The following is a 26295-nucleotide window of genomic DNA, read 5'->3' as shown; positions in this document are numbered from 1 at the left end:
AAACAATTAATGCGCAATATTAAAGATGTGTTAACAATTTGTTGGGCTTTTGTTATTAAGATGTTATAGAAACCTTAAATACTTTCAACCAGTCAAAAAAATGAGAAAAGCAGAAGGCCCTTAGCTTCAAATTGACACGATTGCCTCCATAAGATACGTAAACTATTTTCTAACATACGATTAAACTAGTAAAAACGATGACTAAACAAACACTGCTGAAAGTGTGTGCTTTCCTGTTTTTGTTCAATCTCCTGGTATTACCGGAATTGAAGGCACAACAGGAAATAACAATTACCGGAACAGTTAAAGACCCACTCAATGCCCCGATGATTGGTGTATCGATCGAGAACTTAAGATCGAACCAGGCAGTTACCACTAATGAAACAGGCGCTTTTGCTATCCGGGCCTTTAAAGGAGATAGCCTGGCAGCAACCTTTATAGGGTACAAAGATTACCGATGGAAGTTTTCAGACAGGATAGATATACAGATCGTAATGGAAGCGGCATCGGGAAGTATGGAAGATGTAGTAGTAGTAGGATTTGGACAGCAGAAAAAGATCAGTACGGTTGGTGCTCAATCCACCGTAAATGTAGAAGACCTTAAACAACCGGTTGCCAACCTCAGTGCCGCTTTAGCCGGACGCATAGCAGGCTTGATCGGTGTTCAGCGTTCGGGATTGCCTGGCTCTAACGGAGCCGATTTATGGATAAGGGGTATTTCTAACTTTGGTGGCGGCAACTCAACTTCACCTCTAGTTGTTGTTGACGGTGTAATTGGCCGTGATATCAATGCTTTTGACCCTGAAGACATTTCATCTTTCTCTATTCTGAAAGACGCATCGGCTACTGCTGTTTACGGTGTTGCCGGAGCGAATGGAGTAATTCTTATTACTACTAAAAAAGGAAGATCAGCAAAGCCTTCGTTAACATTTAACTACAACCAGGGTTTTAATACTTTTACCAAGTTGCCTGAATTAACAGACGGGATAACTTATATGCAACTGCGTAATGAAGCACTGGTGGCAAGTGGCCGTACTCCTGAATATTCGCAGGCCTATATTGATAGTACAGCAGCAGGCAATCAGCCCTATTTATACCCCAATGTAGACTGGATGAAAACTATTTTCCAGAAGTCCTCTTACAACAGGAGGGCCAACTTCAATGCACGTGGCGGATCAGACGTTGCCAATTACTATGTAGGGCTTTCTTATTATGAAGAGAATAGCTTATTGAAGCTAGATGAATTAGCCAATTATAATGCAGATGCTAAATTCAGGAGAATCAACTTTACGTCCAATGTAAACATGAACTGGACGAAGACCACCAAATTTGAATTAGGGGTACAGGGTTACGTTACCAATACAAACATGCCGGGTACCAGCCCACAGGATGCCTTCTCCAGGGTAATGCAAACCAACCCGGTTTTATACCCTGTAATGTATCCTGGCAATTTATTACCTGCTGTCAACCAGTCAACCGATGCACAACCCAACCCTTACGGCTTAGTTACGCAAAGAGGCTATGTGAACACAGCAAGCAATCAATTATATTCTAATGCAAGGCTTACACAAGACCTGGGCAGCTTATTAAAAGGATTGTCAGCAACTGTACTTTACTCTTTCGATGTATGGAACTCCCACTCTATATCGCGTACACGTAACAGAAGTGCTTACCAGATCGACCGCGGCAACCCTTATAAAGAAGACGGCTCACTCAATTTAACTATTGTACAAAATGGTTCGGATGACCTTGGTTACGGAACTGGTAGCGGAGCCAACCGGAAAAACTATCTTGAAGGAGCTCTTAACTATACAAATCAATTTGGAAAGCATGGAGTAACGGGTATGCTCCTTTATAATCAAAGGGAAGAAATCAGCTCCAATGCAGCTACGCTCATTGAATCTATCCCCTATCGTTTACAGGGTCTTGTAGGACGTGCCACCTATGCTTACGATAATAAATATTTTGGAGAATTCAACTTTGGTTATAACGGATCAGAAAACTTCGCTCCCGAGAATCGCTTTGGATTCTTCCCTTCAGTAGGTGTAGGTTATGTAATCTCAAACGAAAAATTCTTTGAACCGCTTCGCGATGCGATCCAGTTTTTGAAGCTTCGTTACTCTAACGGTATTGTTGGATCTGGCTCCGGCGGCCGCCGTTTTGGCTTCCTGGATATTGTTAACGGAAGTGCGAGTGGTTATACTTTCGGATACGGATCTACTACACTTGGTTTTGGTGGTACCGCTATCTCGGAATATGGAAGTATGGTACGTTGGTCTGAAATGAATAAACAAAACCTGGGTATAGAAATTAAAACCCTTGACAATAAAATTTCAGCTACAGTAGACCTGTTTAGCGATAACCGCACGGGTATTTTCCTGCAGCGTGGTGTACTGATGGACTATGTAGGTTTAATTAGTGTACCATACGGGAACCTGGGTAGGATGACTAACAAAGGACTGGATTTCACCATTGAAACGACTCCTATTGCCATCGGCAAAACCTACTGGGATTTCAGGGCGAACCTAACTTATAACCGCGACCTGGTAATTGAAAACGATCAACCGGTGCAACCATTTCCCTATATGGAAAGAAGAGGTCAGAACACATTATCAAGATATGGTTATGTAGCCATTGGCTTATTTGAAGATCAGAATGACATTCAAAATAGCCCCTTGCAAAGAACCGGCGCCGTACGCCCGGGAGATATCAAATATAAAGATCTGAACGGCGACGGTATTATTGACGCCAATGATATAACCCGTATAGGAAATGGTGATGTACCCCGTATCATTTGGGGCGGCAGCTTTAATGTAAGCTGGAAACAGTTTTATATAGGGGCATTCTTCCAGGGCACTTCAGGTGCCGACAGGATGTTGAGCGGCGATGGTTTAATTCCTTTCAACAATAGTACCGGTGCCGAAAGAAGCAACTTATTTATGGTAGCAACAGATCGATGGACGCCTGAAAATCCTAACCAGAACGCCATGTACCCAAGACTGGGCTGGGGATCTGTAGTCAATCAAAATAATGCTGTAGCAAGCAGCTGGTGGGTAAAGGATATGGACTTCATCCGCTTAAAAACTTTCGATTTAGGATATAACCTACCCAAAGGATCTTTGAGCAACCTGGGCTTAAAGAATGCAAGAATTTATGCGCAGGGTGTAAACCTGTTTTACTGGAGCAAATTCAAACTATGGGATCCTGAAATTAATTCTAATAACGGTTCATCTTATCCGAATATCAGAACTGTATCATTAGGTATACAGGCCAACTTCTAATAATTTTTCTTAACCATTATTTGGTTTAAAATGATAATAATGAAAAAGTCACTTATATACACCCTGGTGGTATCAGTACTGTTTACTACCATCTCCTGTAGTAAATACCTCGACCAGATCCCTGATAATATTTTAACTGCAGAGGAGATATGGAAATCAAAAAGCCGAACAGAGAACTTTTTAGCGAATATCTATGCGGCCCTTCCTAACGAACATCAGCAGCGATTTGTAAATACCACCAATTCCGGTCCGTGGATAGCCGCCTCTGATGAAGCAAAATACACCTGGGATTTTAACTATGCCAATAATATGAACTCGAGCGTATGGGCCAACACCAATGGCCAGGTAGCTCATTATTGGAGAGAATATTACCGGGCTATCAGAAACGCCACCTATTTTATGCAAAATGCGCAAAAAACAGATCCTGCAGAAATAGATGCGGTTATTATTACCCGCTATATTGCTGAGGCAAGAGCGTTGAGAGCCTATTACTACTTTCAATTAATAAGGATATATGGTCCGGTAATTATCCTCGGCGATCAATTACTTGACTTTGAAGCAGATTTAAGCACATTAAAGCTACCCCGTAACAGCTTTGATGAATGTGTAAACTTTATTGTTTCAGAATTTGATAAGGCATACACAGATTTACCTGTAAAACCTACAGATGCAAGAGAATCGGGACGAATGACCAAAGGAATTGTGAAGGCCTATAAAGCTGAAACTTTATTACTGGCAGCAAGCCCTTTGTTTAATGGCAATACTCAATACGCTTCTTTGAAAAATGCAGATGGTAAACAATTGATCAGTCAAAGCAATGATGCCAACAAATGGAAAATAGCGGCTGATGCACATAGAGAATTTATCAATGAATTCGTACCTACCGTGTATGACCTTTTCGTTCAACCCAACGCCAATGCCTTTATGCAGGCTTATCTCTCTACCAGAAATGCGGTAACCCAGGACTGGAATCCTGAATGGATTTTCGCACGCTCTATGTCTCCCAACAACATGGAGTACGACCGCACCCCTAAACATGTGGGTTTCATAGGAGCTACCCAGGGTGGTGGCGCCAACGGGGTAACCCAAACAATGGTGGATGCTTATTTTACCGCCAACGGCCGATCGATTACCGACCCCAATTCAGGTTATGTCTCAGCAGGCTTCTCAAGTTTCCAGGCGCCATTTGATGTACAGGCCAGAAACACTTTTAACCAGTGGGTAGGGCGCGAACCTCGTTTCTATGTGGGTGTAACCTACAATAGAAGCTACTGGCTGTTTCAGCAAGGTAGCAGTACACAGGTTATTACCATTATGGAATATAACGGCAATTCGGGCCGTGTGCAAAGCCTTTCTGATGTAACCCCCACAGGATATATTGTTCGTAAAAACACAGTAGGTAATGGAAATAACCGTGGTGCATTATTACTACGCCTGGCTAATATTTACTTGAATTATGCCGAAGCATTGAACGAATCAGAGCCTGGCAACGCCGATATCCTTAAATATGTAAACCTGATCAGGAAAAGAGCAGGCATACCAGAATACGGAAGTGCTGAATTAGAGGCGCCTACAGGGCAGGCGGCCGTACGCGAAGCCATCCGTAAAGAAAGAAGAATTGAATTGGCATTTGAAAGTGTACGGTATTTTGATACCCGTCGTTGGAAAATAGCCGAACAAACCAATTCAGGCGAGTTTTACGGGATGAACCTGCAAGCAAGCGGTGATGCATTTTACACCAGAACCCTGCTGGAAGTAAGGAAGTTTTTACCAAGAGATTATCTATGGCCCATTCCTAATAACGAAGTACTGAAGAACGAACTATTGGTACAAAACACAGGATGGTAGATTTCTCAATTTTTAAAAATTCGAAGCAATGAAAATGAATATAAAAAAACTAAGCCTCGCTATCCTTATCGCCGGCACATTGTTAAGTGCCTGTAATAAGCCGGATGAAATTAAAATTGACAGCGAAGGCACTTTATATATGGCAACAGCTACCGAGGAGAAAGCAAAATTTAATCTTTTCCTCGCCGACACCGCTCAAACCATCGCGTTTGGTGCAGCTTATAGCGGCTTGGGATTTCCCGATAGCGATATCCCGGTTTCATTTACGGTACAAAAGAATCTTATTGCAGCTTTCAACCAGGCCAATGGAACTAGTTATCTGCCCTTTCCTGAAGACGCTTATACTATATCAAGCCTCAATACACTGATTAAAGCGGGCAAAACAACTTCTGTCCCATTGACTATTTCTATTCTTTCTAATAAATTGAGCAGAGGCCTTAAGTATATGCTACCAATCAGGCTGGAAGCCCCGGCCGGCGCTAAAGTCTCTTCTAATTTACAGACGACTTATTTCAGATTAGAGAATATCGTTCGTAAAGAAACAGATATTACTGATCTGGCCAAACTGACGGTTTCCCAGGAACACAGAGATGGATCGGGTGCTAATGAAGCTTCTCCCAAACTGGTGGATAATAACGCCGCCAGCAAGTTTCTACTTCATACATTCCCCGCCGGATTCTGGGCTCAGCTGACATTTGTAGATGCAAAAGTAGTTGGCGGTTACAGGTTAACTTCGGGTGGCGATGCGTCTGAAAGAGATCCAAAAGACTGGCAGATACAGGGTTCGAATGACGGAAACAGCTGGACTGTTTTGGATACAAGAACCGGTTTTATGTTTGCAGCCAGAGGCCAAACGGAATTCTTTGAGTTTCCTAATGAGACAGCTTATAAATACTATCGCCTCTCCATTTCTGCATTAAGAGCAAATGCAATAGGAGGCCTGTTTCAATTGGCCGAATGGAGGTTAATTACGTTCAAATAACATACAACAATTATCTTTAACACTTTAATATAGCCGGTGTAATGCGCGTCAGAACATCGGCTATTTCTTTATTTCTCCGGCAATGAAAAACAAATTACACAACTTGCTTCGCGTATTAATACTTACAATTTGGAGTTTCACCTTGGCCTGCCAAAAAAATGTAGTGAATGCCCAACCCTCTACCTTATCCAAACCTTCTAAAGACTCATCCTTTTATCCTCCCTATAACTGGCAGGAACATTGGTTCGATCACCGGCAACTGATAAAAAGGGTACACTTTAATAATAACGTAGCCGTTTATTTTGATGATGATGTGAGCCGTGAAAAAACCAGCTGGCTCTTTGGCCTGGTAGATAGCGCATGGGCCTATACCAAAAAAGAATATGGCAGCTTTGGAAACAGTGACACTACCAACCGTTTATTCGCTATCTTTCATACCAACAAATACGGTGGCGGACACCCGGGCACCTACCTGGCATCACGACATGATTTCCGGAATGTCATTGACCTGGGTGCAGGAGCTAATGCCTGGACGAACCAGACAGACTGGGAACTAAGTGCTACCATACACGAGATCTCACATATTGTGGAGGGCGCATCAAAAGGCATAAGAGAATCGCCGGCATTCGATATCTGGGGAGATAGCAAATGGGCTGAAATTTACGTGTACGATATTTACAATTACCTGGGAAGAACAGACATTCAAAAAAGAGTATTTGATGAGTGTATGGAAAAAACAGACGCTTATCCCCGGTCCAATACCTCCTGGTTCAGAAATTGGTTTTTTCCTATTTACGAACAATATGGTAAAGTGAAAGTTTTAAACCGTTTTTTTGAACTGCTGGCTGCACATTTCCCCAAAAGATCAGGAGCCAATGGCATATCAACCTATGCAAGAAGAATGACTATGGGTGAATTTGTTCATTTTTGGAGTGGCGCTTCGGGTGTTGATCTCTCCATTCGTGCGCAAATGGCTTTTGGAAACAAAGACAGATCGGGGGCGGATTGGTGGCCCCAATTTGAAAGAGCAAAAAAAGATTTCAGCGGAGTTACCTATAAAGCCGACTTAACATATGGTACTATTATTTCAAAACAAGCCTTATTGGAAGTCAGTAAAGAAAACGAAAACGGACCCAACGGCACGGAAGGTTCGTCTAAGCTGACGGACCTGGATAACAACAGTAAATTTTTAATAAAAGGCTTTAAGCCCGGGTTCTTTGCCTTGCAAATACCCACCGATCCTGTGGTATCAAATGCCTATATACTTACTTCAGGAAATGATGCGCCGGCCAGAGATCCCAAAACATGGGTATTAGAAGGCTCACAGAACAAATTGAACTGGACGGTATTGGACCGCAAAACCAACCAGCTATTTACCTACCGTAACGAAATCAAAATCTTTGATTTTATTAATACCGTAGCCTATAAATATTACCGGCTGCGTATTATAGAAACCGCAGGTGATGCTGACATGCAGTTAAGTGAATGGATCTTATTGAAGAAATAAACCATTAAATGTGCATTAACAATTGGTTCAAAATTTATTAGGTACAAAACCGGAGAACTATTTATATTTTTAGCTATTGATAGATACGGTTACTCATTTCTAATAGCACAACGAATGCGGATATTGCCAGCAACAATAATTGACAGCAACCAAACAGTATGATTAAACATATTTTGTAATGACCAGCTTAAAAAAAAATATATCCACTTTACTAGTGGTCGCCTGCATTATTTTACAAACTGTACAGACCGCATCGGCCCAATTAAAAGTTATTAATGCCAAATTACCGTCTTTGCAGCAGGCTTTTGTTGATTTAAGATTTGGAATGTTTATACATTTCAATATTCCTACTTACATGAACCAGGATTGGGCCGACCCGGAGGCCTCTCCTTCCCTGTTCAATCCAGCAAAACTCGACTGTAACCAGTGGGCTCAGGCAGCAAAAAGCGCCAATATGAGCTATGGTTGTCTTACCACCAAACACCATAGCGGCTTTAGTATATGGGATACCAAGACTACCCCTTATAATGTAATGAACAGCCCGCTAAAGCGGGATGTAGTAAAAGAATTTACTGAAGCATTCAGGAAAGCAGGATTAAAAGTGATGCTATACTACTCTATTTTAGATACCCATCATCAGCTAAGGCCTAATTCTATCACACCCACTCATATTAAAATGGTTAAAGACCAGGTCACCGAGTTATTGACCAGGTACGGTAAAATCGAAGCATTGATTATTGATGGGTGGGATGCGCCGTGGTCAAGAATCAGTTATGACGATATACCGTTTGAAGAGGTATACCTGCTTATAAAAAAGCTACAACCCGATTGCCTGGTAATGGATCTTAACGGAGCCAAGTATCCGGCTGAAGGAATGTTTTATACGGATATCAAAACCTACGAAATGGGCGCCGGGCAAAAAGTACAGGAAGATAAAAACAGGATGCCTGCATTAGCTTGTCTGCCTGTTAATTCTTCCTGGTTCTGGAAAGACGATTTCCCCACCACACCAGTAAAAGAACCTTCAAAACTGGTGAACGATTTAATTATTCCACTTAATAATGCCAACTGTAATTTTATCTTAAATGTAGCTCCCAATAAGGACGGATTGATAGATGCCAATGCTTTGGCGTCTTTGAAAGAAGTAGGCCAGTTATGGAGCAATAAAGGTGCTGTTGCTACCCTGCCCACATTAGATGCGCCTATTATTTCGCATAACCTGGCTACGAGAAAACCCAGCAATTCCAGCTGGAGCGATGACATGAACATAATGGATTTTGCCAACGATGACCGTTATACCACATCATGGGTATCTAATCCTACAGTAAAAAATCCCTGGTACGAAATCGATCTGAAAAATATCACATCTTTCAATTCCATATCTATTACAGAATCGCATTCCAACATCAGTCAATATCGTATTGAGTACTTTTCAAACGGTAGCTGGACAACGGTAGTAAACGGCAATATCACTAAAAACGTTAAAGTACATCGTTTCCCTCCGGTAAAAGGTTCGAAGATCAGGATACATATCCTGAATGCGCGCCAACAAGTGTCTATTGCTGAAGTTGGCATTTATAATGAAAAAATTTAGTTCCCAAGAAATCAAAATAAAATGAAAAAAATCCTGCTTCCTCTTATATCCTGTATGTTTTCGCTATACGCGCTGGCACAGAGCAATAGTTATCCAACAGAACTGGTCGACTACGTTAATCCATTAATGGGTACTGATTCAAAAGGAAGCCTTTCTAACGGTAATACTTATCCCGCCATCGGTTTACCCTGGGGTATGAATTTATGGACACCTCAAACCGGCACTAATGGTAACGGCTGGCAATACACTTATGCCTCTGATAAAATAAGAGGATTTAAACAAACCCATCAGCCTTCTCCATGGATGAACGATTATGGTATGTTTTCCATAATGCCTGTTACCGGCAAAGCTGTGGCAGACCAGGATGGAAGAGCCAGCTGGTTTTCGCATAAGGCAGAAATTGCGAAGCCGTACTACTATAGCGTTTACCTGGCAGATCATGATGTAACTACTGAAATTACGCCTACCGAAAGAGCCGCTTACTTCCGCTTCACTTTCCCTAAAACAGACAGTGCTTTTGTAGTAATTGATGCCTTTGACAAGGAGTCTTATGTAGAAATCATTCCCTCGCAAAATAAAATCATTGGTTATACCACCAAATATGCACGGGGTAAATTGAAGAACTTTAAAAACTATTTTATAATCCAGTTCGACCGGCCCTTTACCAGCACAGGAACATGGGTGGACAAAGACATTACAAGAGGAGCCTTAAAATTGCTGGAACAAAAAAACAGCGGTGCCATCGTTGGCTTTTCCGTTTCTAAAAGAGGCGAAAAAATACAGGCCAAAGTAGCATCATCTTTTATCAGCCAGGAACAGGCTGAAATCAACCTGAAAGAAATTGGCAACAGGAACTTCGACCAGGTTGCAGCAGCAGGTCGCAGTACATGGAACAAAACACTGGGCACTATTAAAGCTGAAAGCAAGAATACTGATCAGTTACGCACTTTCTACTCCTGCTTATACAGGATGGTGTTCTTCCCCAACAAACTATATGAAATTGATGCCAAAGGAAAAATAATGCATTACAGTCCTTACACTGGTGAAGTATTACCCGGTTATATGTTTGCCGGTACCGGTTTCTGGGACACATTTCGTGCACTCTACCCCTTCCTAAACTTCGCCTTTCCTTCTATCAATAAAGAAATGCAGGAGGGCCTGATCAACGATTATAAAGAAGGTGGCTTCCTGCCCGAATGGAGCAGCCCCGGTTATGCCGATATTATGATTGGCAATAACTCCGCCTCAGTTGTTTCCGACGCATATATAAAAGGCGGTCGAGGTTACAATATACAAACCCTTTACAAAGCCTTACAGCATGGCGCTAACAATGAAGGCCCGATAACTGCTGTAGGAAGAAAAGGTGTTCAATATTATAACGAACTGGGTTATGTGCCCTACGATGTAGGCATTAATGAAAATGCAGCCCGTACCTTAGAATATGCTTATGATGATTTCTCTATCTATCAGCTGGCAAAGGCGCTCAACCGTCCTAAAGAAGAAATAGAGCTGTATAAAAAACGTAGCCTCAACTACAAAAACCTGTTTGACCCAGAGCACAAACTAATGCGTGGCAAAAATAAAGACGGCCAGTTTCAAAAACCCTTCAATCCTCAAAAATGGGGTGATGCATTTACTGAGGGCAACAGCTGGCATTACTCCTGGAGCGTTTTCCACGACATTAATGGGTTGATGCAATTGATGGGTGGCAAAAAAGACTTCATTACCATGTTAGATTCCGTATTCATTATGCCGCCTACTTTCGACGATTCTTATTATGGCGGCGTTATACATGAGATCAGGGAAATGCAGATCATGAATATGGGGCAATATGCTCATGGCAATCAACCCATTCAGCATATGATCTATTTATATAATTACGCCGGCGAACCATGGAAAACACAATACTGGAGCCGCGAGGTAATGGATAAACTGTATTTCTCTACTCCTGATGGCTATTGCGGTGATGAAGACAACGGCCAAACCTCTGCCTGGTACGTATTTTCGGCTATGGGCTTTTACCCGGTATGCCCTGCTACCGATCAATATGTTTTGGGCGCTCCATTATTCGACAAAGTCACAGTTACCCTGGAAAATGGTAAGCAGGTGGTGATAACGTCTAACAACAATAACAGGAATAATCGTTATGTAAATTCGTTGAAGTTCAACGGCACTAACTATACAAAAAACTGGATCAGCCATTTTGATCTGCAGAAAGGTGCTAAACTGGACTTTTCCATGAGCAGTACGCCTAATAAAACTAAGGGAACTAAAGATGCCGATTTCCCTTACTCTTTATCAACAGATCCTCAATCAAAATAATCATACCATCCAAACAATAATAAATACCGGCAGCCCAATCCAGGCTGTTGGTACAATCATACACAAAACACTACAACAGATGAAAAAAATAATCGCAGGCATAAGCTTCATAGCTATGATAGCCGCTAGCAACAATGTTCAGGCTCAAAAAAGAAGCTGGGAAGATGTTGATGTAGCCGGTGCTATCAGTAATGACACAATCAAAAGAAAAAAATTCACCATCGTTTTTATTAATAAATCCGGGAAGTTCGATCCAAAAACAGGCGATCGTATGATTGAAACGTTTTTTAAAGTATATCCGCAGGAAGCAAAGCTTTACAACAAGAACACCCGGAAGCTGGTTACATTTGTAATAGATCCTGAATATACTGCTGTAGCTGCAGCTTCAGGTGGTGTGATTAAAGTAAATCCTGAATGGATGATTAAAAACCCGGAGGACCTGGATGTGGTAACACATGAAGCAATGCATATAGTACAGGGATACCCGGGTGGAGCTGGTCCAGGCTGGGTTACAGAAGGCGTTGCAGACTATGTTCGTTACAAGCTGGGCGTGAACAATCCTGCGTCCAACTGGAGCCTGCCGGCATTGACAGATAAGCATCATTACACCAATGCCTACAGGGTAACCGCGAGGTTCTTTGTATGGATTGAAAAAAACTATAGTAAAAAAATGGTACAGAAACTGGACCATGCGATGCGGACCAAAACATATACCCAGGATTTCTGGGCGAAAGAAACCGGCAAAACGGTGGACGAGCTTTGGGATCTTTACAAAAAAAATCCAGCCATTTAAATATCAAAAAGAGAACATTGTAGGGAAATACTTTTATCTTTCAAGGAAACATATCTGTGATATCTTCAATAATTATAAATAAGTATTTCCGAAATAAATAACAATGAGTTACAAAGCATTCAAATTTTCAACCGCCTGTCTTTTAATAGGGGGTGTATTGCAGGCACAAAACAGTAACCTGATCCAATATGTAAACCCACTGATTGGCACCGCAAAAATGGGGCATACCTATCCGGGAGCTACGGTTCCTTTTGGCGCCGTACAGTTGAGTCCCGATACAGATACTATTCCGTATGCGGGTCCTGATGGCAAGTACACCGGCACCGCTTATCGTTATTGCGCGGGATATCAGTATGATGATCCGACCATCGTAGGATTCAGCCATACCCATTTTAGCGGAACAGGCCATTCTGACCTGGGCGATTTCCTGATCATGCCTACTACCGGCACATTGCAGTTAAATCCTGGAACAGCAGACAAGCCTGAAACGGGCTACAGGAGCCGGTTTAGCCATAGCAACGAAGTAGCCGAACCTAACTATTACAAGGTAAAACTCGACGATCATAATATCCTGGCCGAAATGACCACCACCACCCGTGTCGGCGTTCACCAGTATACTTTTCCCAAGTCAGACGATGCACATATCATCCTGGATCTGATGCACGGCATTTATAATTATGATGATAAAAACACCTGGACTTTTGTAAGGGTGGAGAACGATACATTAATTACTGGTTATAAGCAAACTCACGGATGGGCTAAAACACGTATCGTGTATTTCGCCATGACCTTCTCAAAGCCTATTCAAAGCTATGGGTATGCTCAATTTAAGAAACAGGTATACCAGGGCTTCTGGCGCCGGTTTAATGTAACCCAGAATTTCCCTGAAATGATCGGTCAAAACCTTCGGGCCTATTTTAATTTTAAAACTGAGCAGGATGAAAAAATAAACATAAAATTTGCGTTATCCCCTGTTAGTACGGTGAACGCGTTGGAAAATCTTCGTACCGAAACGCCTTCATGGGACTTTGCGGCCATTAAAGCAAAAGGCCAGCAGCAATGGAACCAGGAGCTGAGTAAGATACAGGTTGAGACCTTGAATAAAGATGATATGACCAATTTTTACACGGCAATGTATCATACTTTCCTCGGCCCTACTGTTTATAGTGATCTCAATGGCCAATATAAAGGATTAGACCAGAACGTTCATACCACCAATAACTTCACCAATTATACCACATTTTCGCTTTGGGATACATACAGAACACTTCATCCGTTCTTCAACCTGGTACAACCCCAACGTAACAGCGATATGATACAAAGCATGCTGGCGCACCAGCAGCAAAGTGCGCATAAAATGTTACCGGTATGGAGTCATTATGCCAATGAAAACTGGTGTATGAGTGGTTATCATGCCGTACCGGTAATAGCTGACGCCATAGTTAAAGGTGTCAAAGGGTTTGATTATAATAAAGCACTGGATGCCTGTATTGCTACAGCCAACGTAAAATATTACGATGGACTGGAAGATTATATCCGCCTCGGCTACATACCTGATGATAAACGCGGCAACTCTGTTTCTACCACCCTCGAATACGCATTTGACGACTGGAGCATTGCTATGGCGGCTCAAAAGCTGGGCAGGAATGATGTGTATGAAACCTTTATCAAAAGATCACAAAACTGGAAAAATGTGTATGATGCCTCCATTGGCTATATGCGACCTAAGTTCAGTAACGGCAGCTTTAAAAAAGAATTTGATATACTTTCTACCCATGGCCAGGGTTTTATCGAAGGCAATGCCTGGAACTTCAGCCTATTTGTGCCTCATGATCCCAAAGGTATGATCGACGCAATGGGTGGCGATAAAAAGTTCCTTCCACATTTAGATTCATTGTTTACTATGCATTTACCGGACGAGTTTTTTGCACATACAGAAGATATCACCAGGGAAGGGATCATTGGTAATTATGTACATGGCAATGAGCCTTCGCACCATGTGGCCTATCTGTACAATTTTACCAGTCAGCCCTGGAAAACACAGGAACGCGTACGCATGATCCTCAAAAAGCAATACAAGGCTGCTATTGATGGTTTAGGTGGTAATGATGACTGCGGGCAAATGAGTGCCTGGTATATCTTTACCGCATTAGGCTTCTACCCTTTTGCCCCCGGTAGCGAAACCTACCAGCTGGGAAGCCCGGCTGTGAGAAAAGCGGTGATCCGTTTGGAGAATGGCAATACACTAACGGTAGATGCCCGGAACCAATCGGACAAAAACGTATATGTATCCAAAGTTACTTTTAATGGTGTTCCTGTAAAAGGAACAACTATTGATCATAGTAAGCTAATAGAAGGCGGAGAGCTGGTGTTTTATATGTCGGCAAAGCCCACTAAGTAATTTATCGATTTCCCCAAAAAGCGTGATGATTAACTTTATCACGCTTTTTTCATACGGGAGAATTCACTCTGACACTCTTAAACTTAATACGGCGAAATTGTATCTGTTAGTGTAATGTCATCTTTGTCAGGCGTCTTGCCGAACATCATCGATCCTGATCATCTTTTTTAGAGGTTGCAATGGCTACCGCCCTATGTAATTTCTCTTTCAATATTTCAGGTGACGGTAACAAGGTTAAGTATTCCGCTACTTTTATATTAGCTTGCTCTAATTGCATTAATTCGATGTGCTCTTCATTTTTACCTGTGCAAAGGATTAATCCAATTGGATTGTTCTCCCCTTCTATTTGTTCATTTTTTTGAAGATAGCGCAGATACAACTCCATTTGGCCTTTAAAACCGGCTTCAAATTCGCCTAATTTAAGATCGATAGCTACCAGGCATTTTAGCCTCCGGTGATAGAATAACAGATCAATATAATAGTCCCGGTTGTCTATAGTGATTCGCTTTTGCCGGCTCATAAAAGCAAAATCGCTTCCCAATTCAATAATAAAGCGTTGTAATTCAACAATGATAGAGGTTTCCAGATCTTTTTCTGAATACATATCATTTAATCCTAAGAAATCGAGGATGTAAGGATCTCGGAAAACCAGATCATGCGAGAGCTGCTGCTAAGATTTCAATAGCTCTAAATCATATTCTATAGTCTTTTCGGGCTTTTTACTTATGGCTGTTCGTTCATATAACATAGATTGAATGCGTTCTCTGAATGTCCTTACACTCCATTTTTCCAACCTGCACATTTCTATATAAAACTCTCGTTTCAATGGATTTTCAATAGGAATAATTACAATGATATGTGTCCAACTCAATTGTCGTATCAGTGATACGACAATCTTTTCATCAGGAAAAACGTCTGCAAATTGCATCATCCTTCTTAGATTTTTCTCCGAAAATGACGTTCCATATTCACTTTGTAAGTGTCGCCAAAGTGTAGCGACAATTTGCTTACCATAATTTTTTTCGCCCTCAAACTTCTTCAATTCTTTGTTTATAGCGGTGCCAATTTTCCAATACAGCATACTCATTGTAGCATTTACGGCCACAGCCACTTGCTGTTTACTATCCTCAATCAGTTGCCTGATGCTTGTAAAAAGTGGATTATTTTGTACTGAATGATCCATTGGATGAATTTTAGCTTTTATATTATTAGAATAGTTCTGTAAATGATCACCATCACTATATAAACGCGCCCTGCCTTTCCTTAATGGCCCACTTGGCCATGGCATTGATCACAGGTATTAATCCCTTGCCCGAAGTACTCAGGCTGTAAGTAACAAAAGGCGGCACCACCGGCTTCGATTCCCTGATTACCAGTCCGTCTTCTTCCAGCTGCTTCAGGTGCTGTATCAATACCTTCTCGGTAATAGCAGGGATAGCCCGCTTCACCTCGCTGTATCGTTTAGACTGTTTGGATAGATGGTAAAGGATGATGGGCTTCCAGTAACCTCCAATCTTTTCCATAACATAGGTTACGGGGCAAAGATCCAGTGCGATCTGTTTATTCTCCTGTATAGTAGATGTTTTCTTTACTGCTGTCATGATACATACTTTAGGGTAAGTACTTGTATAAAAGTAAGTACAAAACTACCTTTGTCCTGTCAAACAAAAAAATTAATTCTAAAAAAATAGACAGATGAAAATTACAGTAACAGGATCTTTAGGAAATATCGGTAAAAACTTAATTCCCATACTTACCGGTGCCGGACATGAAGTAACCGCTATTAGCAGCAATATTGAACGTAAAGCTGATATTGAAGCATTAGGCGCCAAGGCCGCCATAGGTTTGGTGAGCGATAGCAATTTTCTTACTGCAGCTTTTTCAGGAGCAGACGCCATTTTTGCCATGACGCCTCCTAACCTGGGCGGCAGTCATATCATTGAAAACACCACTAACGCAGGTAAAGCATTTGCAGCAGCTATTACTGCTTCCGGCGTTAGAAAAGTAGTAATGCTAAGTAGTATTGGAGCTGATGTGCCTGGTGGCACGGGCCCTATTGAAGGCCTGTACCATATTGAGCAGATCTATAGCCAACTCGAAGACGTTTCTGTAACCTTCCTGCGCGCGGGTTATTTTTATACGAACTATTACAATGATATACCATTGATCAAAAATGCCGGCATCATAGGTTCTAATTTCCCGGCAACTGCTTTGATACCCCTGGTGCACCCGGCAGATATTGCAGCAGCGACGGCTGAAGAGCTGCAGCAAACAGCCACAGGTAACAAAGTACGCTATATTGTAAGCGACTATCGCCCTGCAGCAGATTTGGCTTCTACATTTGGAGCAGCAATTGGCAAACCGGAACTGCCTTGGGTGGCTTTTACCGATGAAGAAGCGTTACAAGGTATAGTGCAGGCCGGAGTTCCTGAAGAAATAGCCGGCTTGTACACTTCCATGGGAGCAGCTATAAGAAATGGAGCTATTCAGCAGGATTTCATACAAACAGGAGCGCCGGTAACCGGTACTATCAAACTGGAAGACTTTGCCAAAGAATATGCTGCTGCTTTCTAGTTATACAGATATTCGTTTTTAAAAAAGTTGGTGACGGGATGCAGATACCGGACCTATAACTATTCGATAAAAGAGGAATCACTTAATTGAGGAGATTCCTCTTTTCGCTTTGCTGCAACCGAAACAAGGCAGCATTTATTATCGTACAGCCAATTCGCTCTTAACTCCCTGTGCGCTTAGCTGCGCCTGTAACTTTTCTATGTACAGTTTAAGATTAGCCTCCGTTTCAGGCGATAAGGTAATTTTGGTTGCAAATAAATAATTACGACTGGTCCTCCCGTTACGTTTAACCACCTGCATTCTGCCACTAAAGCCTGCTGCCCGGGGATTGGACTTTACGATTCGAAAAATAACTTTATCAATATCTGTTACAAGGTATCGCTTAAAGGACAGGTTGTTAACAATCAACCAGCCATTTTTAATCACAAATGGCGGCATGGTCTTATTTCTTAATAGGTACATCAACAACAAAGCCAGGACAATACCAGTCCCAACGACCCAGTAAGCCAATGCCCGGTCGTTGTTTTTATACCCGGTAGTAGCGGTGAGCAACTGGTTGCCGGTTGTGGCTACAATTTGTCCGGACCGGTGTAGCGCCAGGATATCATCCGTCCGCCAATTTTTGGATTGCGTAATTTTTTGCGCCAAAGCCGGATCTTTTATTTCATACACAGCGTCCGACATCCCGTTTGAGCTACCTGGTCCATCAAAATAAAAATAGCGGTTTCCGAATTGCCATACATTGTTGTACCGACTTGACGTATCACCAATGGGATACAGTGCAGACGCTTCCACTCCTTCCAATTCCAGCAAGTGTGTACCCCGACTCTGCAGGCCGGTTTTATGTCCCCAATGCTCAGTCTCCCGCAGGTAATAGATTTTATTGCCGCTTTTGAATACATCGGGCGCTATTTCTTCAAAAGTATCTTTAAATGGATTGGAACCGGCACGCCTGACTTTCTTAGCCTCAGCATCATAAAAGTAAATTCCATCCTTCGCTGCAAACAACACCTGGTTCGCATGTTTCAATTGTGCCGTTAATATCCGGTAGGGCGCTTTATCTTGATCAAAGGCAAGACCGTCTGCATATACCATTCCGTTCTTTTCATCTACCAGGTATGCATTTCTTGAAGGCACATCACCCTCAATAAGCGGCTGGTACAAGGTTTCATTGTAAGATAAAGGCAACAGTTGGCTTTCATAATAGACATGTTTACCGTCAGTAAAGTACTCCAGGCTTTCGCGTTCTCTCTGGCCATGCCTTCGCTCAAAAATCGGCTGCATGTTGAGCGGGTTGGCGTCAGGCAATACTGCTCCCTTAAAATAAACCTGCTTTTCATTCACAGCCATAGCGTAGCTAAGCCTGGATTCATAGGTGCCCCCATCTCGCGGTAGTGGCACATATTTGTACCAATAGGTTTGAGGCTTACCGGTCAGCCCCCAGTTATATCCTATTAATTGGATTACTTCTTTTAAAATCCCCAGCTCTCTATTACGCTCAGAATGCCTGTTGCAATAAAAGCTGCCAGTACCATCAGTGTAGTAATTATTGCCCAGTGCGCGAATACCTGCAGGATTAATGTCTTTCACAATAAGATTACCAGCATACACATGCCTGTCATCATAACCTATATGCGCATCTCCAAAGTTATCAGGTAGTACCTTAAAAGCTTCGGCCCGGGCATGTTCTAATTCGTAGTAGCCGTTGCTGGGCACCATTGCATAAACTTTGCCCTGATCGGTGGCAAAAACACCATTTAAAGATTTCGCCCTTTTCTCAAATTCATAGGTAGTTTCTGATGATGAGCGTATCGTGCCAAAAAGAACAATGGAAAACACTAATGCCAGAACCACCAATGTATAAATCAGATATCGAAATTTGTATAAGAAGATCATTTAATAACAATTTAACCCGCTGGCATATCTACTCAAGCAGATCTTTACTGGAAATTTGCGCCGGTTGTTCCCCAATAGAATTCGTTAACACTCTTTCCGGATATATTATACCACCGGAGCAAATTTATCTTTCCTGTCAGAAGATCACAAAACCATTTACAATTCGCTACAGGCCTTGCCAGGCAAGAGGCTAAAACTCCTGTCCTATTAATTTTTCGCTCTTTTACAAATCAAGTTATAAAAAACCAGCAGCTAGCATTGCATTCTAACAAAAAGCAGCTTAGCTTTACAAAACGCCCTCATCCAAACTTTTTGCTATGACAGATTTTGAATTACTGGCATTCGCCTTCAAACAGTTCGCTGGTTTAACAGGAGAAGAATTTGAAAAATCAATTCCCTACTGGAAAAATGAAACATTTAAGAAATGGGATTTTTATAATGAGCACCGGTCGGTTTGTAAATACCTTGGCTTTGTGAAGCAGGGCGTTTTTCGCTCTTATGTAATTGATGAAAAAACAGGTGAGGATAAAAACGTATTCCTGTACTCGGGAAACCAATTCGTGGTTTCATTTAAAAGCTTTATACAACAAATCCCCTGCGACTATCATACACAAGCGATGACAGAGGCCGAAGTATTATGTATTCATTTTTTAGATTTACAGAAGCTCTACCAACAGTCGCATGCATGGGAAAGATTTGGCAGGTTGCTGGCCCAGGAAGCTTTCAATATCTCCATGGAACGCACGGAAAGCTTTCTTTTTAAATCACCCGAACAACGATATCTCGACCTCATTAAAAACCACCCCGATATTTTCAATAATATTCCACTGTATCATATTTCCTCCTACCTGGGTATACAGGGTCCCTCGCTGAGCCGTATCCGAAAAAGAATTTTAGGCAAATAATACGATTTTAACCTTGGTTAAAGTTTTTGGGATTTTAGCAAGCGAGCTTTGTGTTATCAAATCATTCAAAAAAACTAAAATTAAAGTTATGAACACAAAGCACATTGTACTGATCCATGGTTTATTTGTAAACAACACTAGCTGGGCCGATTGGAAAACCTATTTTGAAGCACAAGGCTATACAGTACATACACCCGCCAATCCGGGTCATGAAGGCATCCCTGCTGACTTAAGAAATAACATTCATCCGCAATTGGTGCAAACCGGCTTCAAAGATGTAGTAGACAACATCGTTAACTTAATCGACAGGTTACCAGAGAAACCTATTGTTATCGGTCACTCGTTAGCCGGCCTGGTAGTGCAAAAATTGGTAGAAATGAATAAAGCGATAGCCGGTATCAGTATAGATGGTGCACCTCCCAAAAATGTTGTAGCGCCATGGGCTACGGTAAAAGCTGTATGGCCTGTTGTGAATCTTTTTAAAGGCAATAGCGTCTTTATGGGTAGTAAAGATTGGTATCATCGTCACTTTTTCAATAATTACACCAAAGCCGAAAGTGATCGATTATATGAGACCATAGCCACTCCTGAAAGCCGCAAAATAGCCAGGGACACTTTATTAAGTTCATTTGCCAAAGTAGATTTTTCGAAACCCCATGTACCTTTGTTGTTTATCGGCGGTGGCAACGACACGATCTTTGCTTCTTCCTTTACTAAAAAAATTGCAGCACAATATAAAGATCCCAACAGCCGGGTAAACTACAAACACTTTGAAGGCCGGAGCCATTTTATTGCCGGTGAAGCAGGATGGGAAGAAGTAGCCGCTTATGTATTGAGCTGGATCAAATCTATATAGCAACGCCGGGCAGATGTACCAACTCATTGTAACAGGTAAACTAACACATCGCCCTAACATCGATTGAGTGCGGAGCGGCAACATATTAAACTTACCCGTCATCGCTCTTGGCAGCGTCGCCGGCCTCAAAAAAATACGAAAGCCCTATCTTTATCAAAAATTCACAAATGACATCGGAAGTAATTTATAATGGTGACCTGCGCACCACCTGTACACACTTAAAGAGCGGCTCGAATTTCGAAACAGATGCCCCGGTTGACAATAACGGGAAAGGTGAAAGATTTTCTCCAACCGACCTTATGGCAACCAGCCTTGCCACCTGTATGGTTACTGTAATGGGTATTAAGGCACGCACCATGAACTTTGACCTTAATGATATAAGAGTAGAAGTTTTAAAAAAAATGGCTGCAGAACCCCGCCGTGTAAGTGGTATTGATCTGAAATTTCACATACCTGAAAACCTGGCTTCGATTGATGAGAAAACAATCGCTATTCTAAAAAATACAGGTAACACCTGCCCTGTAGCCAAAAGCCTTCATCCGGATATAGAAGTAACGGTTGACTGGGGAGCCTGGTCTTAAGTAAATGATACAAAAAACAAGAGGCATTTCGATCGAAATGCCTCTTGTTTTTTTACTATTTGTCCGAAATATATTATCCATTCCGTATTTGTTATGCTACACTCTTTTAATATTTTATATCCTTGTTCATATCATACTTCATTCCTTCGTAACCCAAAGCCCTGCGCATTAATGCCATCTGTCCGAGGAGATAGCTTTCCCGGTCGAGACACATTCCTACCATATTGAGCTTATTTTCTTCAACAAAATCAAAGCCCATGCCTATATTATAAGGCTGAGCTAGCTCTTCATCTGTTACGCGATATAGCATGTCGTACAATTGAGATGACACTTTATGCCATTGGTCTTTAAGGTCACTCAACTCAGGGTAGTTAGCTTTGGGATCTAACGCCCTGGCGTCTTTAAACAATTCATCATTAGGATCTTTATCTTCTACACCCAGAATATTGGCCAGCCAGTAACGTATATTGACCATATTACCGGCCATCCATACAAAATGGTTGGTTACATCATTTACTCTTTTTAAAGCATCAAAACCCGAGATATTCTCTATTACGTTGTCAAAAAGCTGGGTATGCATCCGGTACTGAGGAATTACCAATTGAAGTGTTTTTGCCTCCAGTACCTGTTCTTTTTCTTTAGTATCAAACATGACAAAGGTTTTATAGGTGAGTATTTTATTAAAATGGCAACTAAAAACATGCCAGCAAAAAAGCCTGCTACAGCAATGCGGCAGGCTTTGGTTGAATAAGATTGCTACTGATTGATAAACAGGATACTTAAAAGTTGGGGTTATAGTTAACCATCCAGCCAATGCCAAATTTATCAACCAGTGAGCCGAAATAGTCGCCCCAAAACTGGTCTTCCATAGGCATTTCCACCTTACCGCCTTCTGCCAGGGCGTTAAACAATTGATCAGCTTCTTCCTTATTATCGGGATGCAGAGAGAGATACACATTGTTCCCCTGTGTTAGCTTATGTCCCATAGAGGGAACAATATCCGAAGCCATCAATGTCTGGTTGTTATCCAGTGGTAATGATACGTGCATTACCCTTTCTTTTTCATCATCAGGCAGATTTTCTGTACCGGGGGCACTACTCATTTTCATGATACCACCCGCAAATTCCCCACCAAAAACAGATTTATAGAAATTGAATGCTTCTTCTGCGTTACCATCAAAGTTGAGGTATGGATTTAATTTAAATGCCATAAAGTATTAGTTTTTATATTTAAAAGTTAATTATAATCGTGCTTTGTATTTACGGGACTATCAGTATGCTCGGCCAACTGTTTTAACTCTTGCAAGCTCTTAGTAAACCCGTCATTCATCATTTGCTCATACTCGTCAGTAGTTTGCACCCTTACTTTTAGCAGCGTACCTTTATCATCAGGTAACAACTCATATCGTTCAATAGCACCGGCATAAGCTTTTACCCTTTCGCTTGTAGTATCTTCTACCCCTTTATTCAATTCTCCGTAGTGAGAAAATTCCACAAGTGCGGGGGGCTCGAGCCTTTTTATAGTAGATAGCATGCCATTCCTCTCAGCATCCAAAAACAAAGTCTTACCCCCCACCTGCCAGTCGCTTTCCATATAAGACCCGGGATTAAAAGGAGCTGTCCACTTGCGGTAGGTATCGTCATTCCAGAGCGTTTCCCATACTTTTTCAACGGGGGCACTTATGACAATTGAGAAATTCAGGTCTTTCATAATATATATGTTTAAAGGTTTCCAATTTGCCGCCTCACGCTGCCGAGATAGCGCTTAATTTATCAATATCTATTTTTTGCATCTGCATTAGCGCATCGGTAACTTTCTTTGCTTTTTCCCTGTCGTCCTGGTTCATCAGGATCATCAATTTTTGAGGTACGATCTGCCAGCTTACACCAAACTTATCTTTCAGCCACCCACACATGCTCTCTTTCCCACCTTCTTGTACCAGGTTATTCCAATAGTAATCAGTCTCCTGTTGATCGGCAGTAATGACTACCAGGGAAATACCTTCGTCAAAATTAAATTGGTGCTGGATGGAGCTATCCATACAAGCCATGGTAAAATGATCAATATGAAACTGGGCGTGTTGTACATTGCCCTTTGTATCCTCCTGTCCATCATACTCCATAACACTTTCAGTTTGTGAACCCGGAAAAATCCTTGTATATAATTCTATCGCTTCTTTAGCACGGCCGTTTTGCTGGTTAACATACATCAGTGTGGGAATAAAATACTGGTCTGTATTGCCCTTTTCTCCTGTATACAATTGCCAGGTAACACCAAACTTATCGCGAACCCATCCGTATTTTGTACTAAAAGGGTAGCTATCCAGTGGCATCAAAACAATGCCGCCTACAGACAATTCATTAAACAGTCGCACCGTTTCCTCCTCGTTTTCACTGGCAATTAAAAAGGAAATAGACGCATTGGGTTTAAACTGCGGACCAGCACTTAATAACATCAGGTTTTGCCCGCTGATACTGAGCATCTGCACCAGGCCATTATCTTCGGCAATATGTGTATCCGGGAAAATACTTTTATAGTATCCGGCGGCTTCCTTACCGTTCTTATCAAGCCATATACAGGGGTAGATTTTATTATTCATATAACTGCTTTATGGTAATTAATCGCTTTTCAAAATTAGTATGCAATACTCTTGTCATCTCTTGCCATTTGACAAGAAAACTGCTGCTTACAATTATTTAACAACCTTGTACTGTAAATAGGCAACGCCACACTTAAATTTTTTGATGTTTTCCAGCTTCAATTTCGACAAATGCATATCATCAAAAAATCTTCGTCCTTCACCTTTTATTTGCGGATCCAGCAGGACATGATATTCGTCTATCAATCCCAGCTTATGTAACTGCATAGACAATTCTCCACTGCCCAAAATGACAATGTATTTATTGGTGGTGGCTTTGATATGGCTGATCACTTCCTGGCTAATCTCATTGTGAAAAATACATCGGTGCCAATCTGACTCTTTCAGGGTTCGGGAGAAAATATGCTTTCGGCTTTTGTTCATAAACCGATACGCACCGGCAAAATCTCGTTGAGCCTGGGTGCCGGGCCAATAGCCTGCCATTAAATCATAAGTAGTACGACCCATAAGGATCGTATCCGCCCGATTCAACCGTTCTAAATTATAATGCATCAGTTCCTCATCGCTGGTAAACCAACCCGTATCACCGCCCGGACCGGAAAAAATACCATCCAAAGTGATCCAGTTCGAAACAAATATGCTACTCATATTTTTTATTTTAAGGGAACAGCGCAGATCACCTCCTGATCGTTTTTATAGATTTCGAGGCAAAAACCTTCAGGATCCAACTCAGGCGTTTGTAATAATTCTTTGAAAGCTGATCCAATTGCCTGCGGATTCTTCATAAAATCGCGAATAGTAAGGCTGCTGTAATTGCCTGCCGGTATAGTCATGATGTCCAATCCCAGCGACTTGCCTTCCCCCTCATATAATTCATCTACTGCTGCTTTATAAATAATGTTGTCCATACTACCTTCAGGTCTTGAAATACCGTAAGTAGTTCTTTGAAAAGCATCCGGCACTTTACTATGCAGCTGTTGAAAGGCGGCCATAATTCCATCAGGAAACGAACTAGCCTGGTAAACAATGACGCTTTTATCTTTTTCAATAGTAAGGTTTTCCATATATCTGTTTTTGGATACAAACTTATCATACTACTCCATCTCATCCGATGTAGAAAAGCGACAAACTATAAGCGATTTACGACAGCTCAACCTCCCATCCGGAAAACAAATAGGATGCCACCCACATCTTTAACAAATTAATGTTATGATAAACTAGGGGCGTATTTTATAAACAGATGTTACGGGGTAATGGTCGGAAGTATTACCAGAACTATAGGCTGGTACAACGTTGATCACGTCTGTTCTTATTCTCGCCGAAGCCGGTATATACCAATTACTCATACTGCTGCCAATAATTTGCTGATCTATTACAGAATTGGCATATCCCACCGTAGATTGATTGCCCGGAATATTTAATGGCCGGGTGATGGAGTGATACTTTGCCGGGTCGTTCAAAAAATTCTGGTAAGGTGATGGTTTTCCGGGAACAATACTTTTATCAAAATTATCGTTAAAATCGCCCAGGATCATAAAGTGCTTTCCGCTGTAGTATGCGTCCAGGCTGTCTTTTAATTCTATGGCGCCATTCAATCTGCGGTTATAGCTGGCCTGCTCATCATCAGCCTTGGCATGAATAAGTATAAAGCTTATATCCTTCTTTGTACCATTAACCGTTACTTCGGATTGAAGCAGGTAAGGATAACGGTTTCCAAAATTAAAATAAGCTGGAGCGCTGATTCCCATAAACGGCCTTACTGAAACACCCCTGAAAATATGACGATTATAGACAAAGGCCATTTTTTGTGCTCCGCTGGTGAAAAAGGAAATAGTATACCTGAAATCATTCCCCAGGTTATTCCTGACCATGCGGCCAAAACGTGCAGTATCCACTATTTCACAAAGGGCATACAGATCTGCATCAAGATACTTTAGTACTTTCGCCGCATTCGATTCCTGGTCATTCAGGTTGCCTTGAAATCCCGATGGATCACCAAACCATTCTATATTCCAGTTGACGATTATTATGTCTTTGTTGTAGTCTTTAAGCAGCCCTGTGGGCTGAGCTGTATTACCGGGCTTTTCTTTTCCACAGGAAAGAAAGCAAAGCACGAAAATCAGCCAGTTGCAGATGGTCTTCATATAGTTAACAA

At 41.7% G+C, this 26295-nt stretch carries 23 protein-coding genes; 12 read left to right on the top strand and 11 right to left on the bottom strand.

Going from position 1 to position 26295, the window contains the following annotated elements:
- Nucleotides 1–197 precede the first annotated feature (197 nt).
- From ACLOAU_RS21195 to ACLOAU_RS21160, 8 genes are all read left to right on the top strand, one after another.
- Nucleotides 198–3281, top strand: coding sequence for a SusC/RagA family TonB-linked outer membrane protein (locus tag ACLOAU_RS21195; RefSeq protein WP_427863903.1), 3084 nt, complete (start codon nt 198–200; stop codon nt 3279–3281).
- A 39-nt stretch (nt 3282–3320) separates the two neighbouring features.
- A complete protein-coding gene (locus ACLOAU_RS21190; RefSeq protein WP_427863902.1) occupies nt 3321–5129 on the top strand; it encodes a RagB/SusD family nutrient uptake outer membrane protein in 1809 nt (602 codons plus the stop codon).
- Nucleotides 5130–5157: 28 nt separating this feature from the next.
- Nucleotides 5158–6111: a BT_3987 domain-containing protein gene (locus ACLOAU_RS21185; RefSeq protein WP_427863901.1), complete on the top strand. Its 954-nt coding sequence runs from the start codon at nt 5158–5160 to the stop codon at nt 6109–6111.
- 163 nt (nt 6112–6274) lie between these two features.
- Entirely contained in the window at nt 6275–7618 is a 1344-nt protein-coding gene (locus tag ACLOAU_RS21180) for a hypothetical protein (RefSeq protein WP_427863900.1), read from the top strand.
- A 178-nt stretch (nt 7619–7796) separates the two neighbouring features.
- On the top strand, nt 7797–9212 hold the full coding sequence (locus ACLOAU_RS21175) for an alpha-L-fucosidase (protein WP_427863899.1): 1416 nt from the start codon (nt 7797–7799) through the stop codon (nt 9210–9212).
- Nucleotides 9213–9233: 21 nt separating this feature from the next.
- A complete protein-coding gene (locus ACLOAU_RS21170; protein ID WP_427863898.1) occupies nt 9234–11534 on the top strand; it encodes a GH92 family glycosyl hydrolase in 2301 nt (766 codons plus the stop codon).
- 79 nt (nt 11535–11613) lie between these two features.
- Nucleotides 11614–12327, top strand: coding sequence for a basic secretory protein-like protein (locus tag ACLOAU_RS21165; RefSeq protein WP_427863897.1), 714 nt, complete (start codon nt 11614–11616; stop codon nt 12325–12327).
- Nucleotides 12328–12430: 103 nt separating this feature from the next.
- A complete protein-coding gene (locus ACLOAU_RS21160) occupies nt 12431–14728 on the top strand; it encodes a GH92 family glycosyl hydrolase (protein ID WP_427863896.1) in 2298 nt (765 codons plus the stop codon).
- Nucleotides 14729–14873: 145 nt separating this feature from the next.
- On the opposite strand, the gene ACLOAU_RS21155 is transcribed toward ACLOAU_RS21160, so the two are convergent.
- The 3 genes from ACLOAU_RS21155 to ACLOAU_RS21145 are packed head-to-tail and all read right to left on the bottom strand — an operon-like array spanning nt 14874 to nt 16329.
- On the bottom strand, nt 14874–15380 hold the full coding sequence (locus ACLOAU_RS21155; RefSeq protein ID WP_427864308.1) for a PDDEXK nuclease domain-containing protein: 507 nt from the start codon (nt 15378–15380) through the stop codon (nt 14874–14876).
- An 18-nt stretch (nt 15381–15398) separates the two neighbouring features.
- Entirely contained in the window at nt 15399–15911 is a 513-nt protein-coding gene (locus tag ACLOAU_RS21150) for a DUF1016 N-terminal domain-containing protein (protein WP_427863895.1), read from the bottom strand.
- A 55-nt stretch (nt 15912–15966) separates the two neighbouring features.
- Nucleotides 15967–16329, bottom strand: coding sequence for a winged helix-turn-helix transcriptional regulator (locus ACLOAU_RS21145; protein ID WP_427863894.1), 363 nt, complete (start codon nt 16327–16329; stop codon nt 15967–15969).
- Between the two features lie 94 nt (nt 16330–16423).
- On the opposite strand from ACLOAU_RS21145, the gene ACLOAU_RS21140 reads away from it, so the two are divergent.
- On the top strand, nt 16424–17302 hold the full coding sequence (locus ACLOAU_RS21140; protein ID WP_427863893.1) for an NmrA family NAD(P)-binding protein: 879 nt from the start codon (nt 16424–16426) through the stop codon (nt 17300–17302).
- 138 nt (nt 17303–17440) lie between these two features.
- Here ACLOAU_RS21140 and ACLOAU_RS21135 read toward each other — a convergent pair whose 3' ends face one another.
- Nucleotides 17441–19198 carry a DKNYY domain-containing protein gene (locus tag ACLOAU_RS21135; protein ID WP_427863892.1) on the bottom strand — a complete coding sequence of 586 codons (1758 nt, stop codon included), beginning with the start codon at nt 19196–19198 and terminating at the stop codon, nt 17441–17443.
- 317 nt (nt 19199–19515) lie between these two features.
- Here ACLOAU_RS21135 and ACLOAU_RS21130 point away from each other — a divergent pair, with 317 nt between their 5' ends.
- The 3 genes from ACLOAU_RS21130 (at nt 19516) to ACLOAU_RS21120 (ending at nt 21540) form a co-directional block, all read left to right on the top strand.
- Nucleotides 19516–20103 carry a Crp/Fnr family transcriptional regulator gene (locus tag ACLOAU_RS21130; protein WP_427863891.1) on the top strand — a complete coding sequence of 196 codons (588 nt, stop codon included), beginning with the start codon at nt 19516–19518 and terminating at the stop codon, nt 20101–20103.
- Nucleotides 20104–20191: 88 nt separating this feature from the next.
- Entirely contained in the window at nt 20192–20959 is a 768-nt protein-coding gene (locus ACLOAU_RS21125) for an alpha/beta hydrolase (protein WP_427863890.1), read from the top strand.
- Nucleotides 20960–21126: 167 nt separating this feature from the next.
- Nucleotides 21127–21540, top strand: a complete 414-nt coding sequence (locus ACLOAU_RS21120; RefSeq protein ID WP_427863889.1) for an OsmC family protein — start codon at nt 21127–21129, stop codon at nt 21538–21540.
- A 106-nt stretch (nt 21541–21646) separates the two neighbouring features.
- Here ACLOAU_RS21120 and ACLOAU_RS21115 read toward each other — a convergent pair whose 3' ends face one another.
- The 7 genes from ACLOAU_RS21115 to ACLOAU_RS21085 all read right to left on the bottom strand — a co-directional run bounded on the left by ACLOAU_RS21115 (nt 21647) and on the right by ACLOAU_RS21085 (nt 26284).
- On the bottom strand, nt 21647–22192 hold the full coding sequence (locus ACLOAU_RS21115; RefSeq protein WP_427863888.1) for a DinB family protein: 546 nt from the start codon (nt 22190–22192) through the stop codon (nt 21647–21649).
- Between the two features lie 127 nt (nt 22193–22319).
- Entirely contained in the window at nt 22320–22751 is a 432-nt protein-coding gene (locus ACLOAU_RS21110; protein WP_427863887.1) for a VOC family protein, read from the bottom strand.
- 26 nt (nt 22752–22777) lie between these two features.
- Nucleotides 22778–23251: an SRPBCC family protein gene (locus ACLOAU_RS21105; RefSeq protein ID WP_427863886.1), complete on the bottom strand. Its 474-nt coding sequence runs from the start codon at nt 23249–23251 to the stop codon at nt 22778–22780.
- A 34-nt stretch (nt 23252–23285) separates the two neighbouring features.
- On the bottom strand, nt 23286–24140 hold the full coding sequence (locus ACLOAU_RS21100; protein ID WP_427863885.1) for a VOC family protein: 855 nt from the start codon (nt 24138–24140) through the stop codon (nt 23286–23288).
- Nucleotides 24141–24233: 93 nt separating this feature from the next.
- Entirely contained in the window at nt 24234–24788 is a 555-nt protein-coding gene (locus ACLOAU_RS21095) for a dihydrofolate reductase family protein (RefSeq protein ID WP_427863884.1), read from the bottom strand.
- Nucleotides 24789–24793: 5 nt separating this feature from the next.
- Nucleotides 24794–25204, bottom strand: a complete 411-nt coding sequence (locus ACLOAU_RS21090; protein WP_427863883.1) for a hypothetical protein — start codon at nt 25202–25204, stop codon at nt 24794–24796.
- Between the two features lie 153 nt (nt 25205–25357).
- Nucleotides 25358–26284, bottom strand: coding sequence for an exonuclease/endonuclease/phosphatase family protein (locus tag ACLOAU_RS21085; protein ID WP_427863882.1), 927 nt, complete (start codon nt 26282–26284; stop codon nt 25358–25360).
- Between the last annotated feature and the right edge of the window lie 11 nt (nt 26285–26295).

Origin of the sequence: Paraniabella aurantiaca (assembly GCF_050309965.1) — a bacterium.
Lineage (GTDB): Bacteria > Bacteroidota > Bacteroidia > Chitinophagales > Chitinophagaceae > Niabella.
This window is presented reverse-complemented; position numbering and strand designations above follow the sequence as displayed.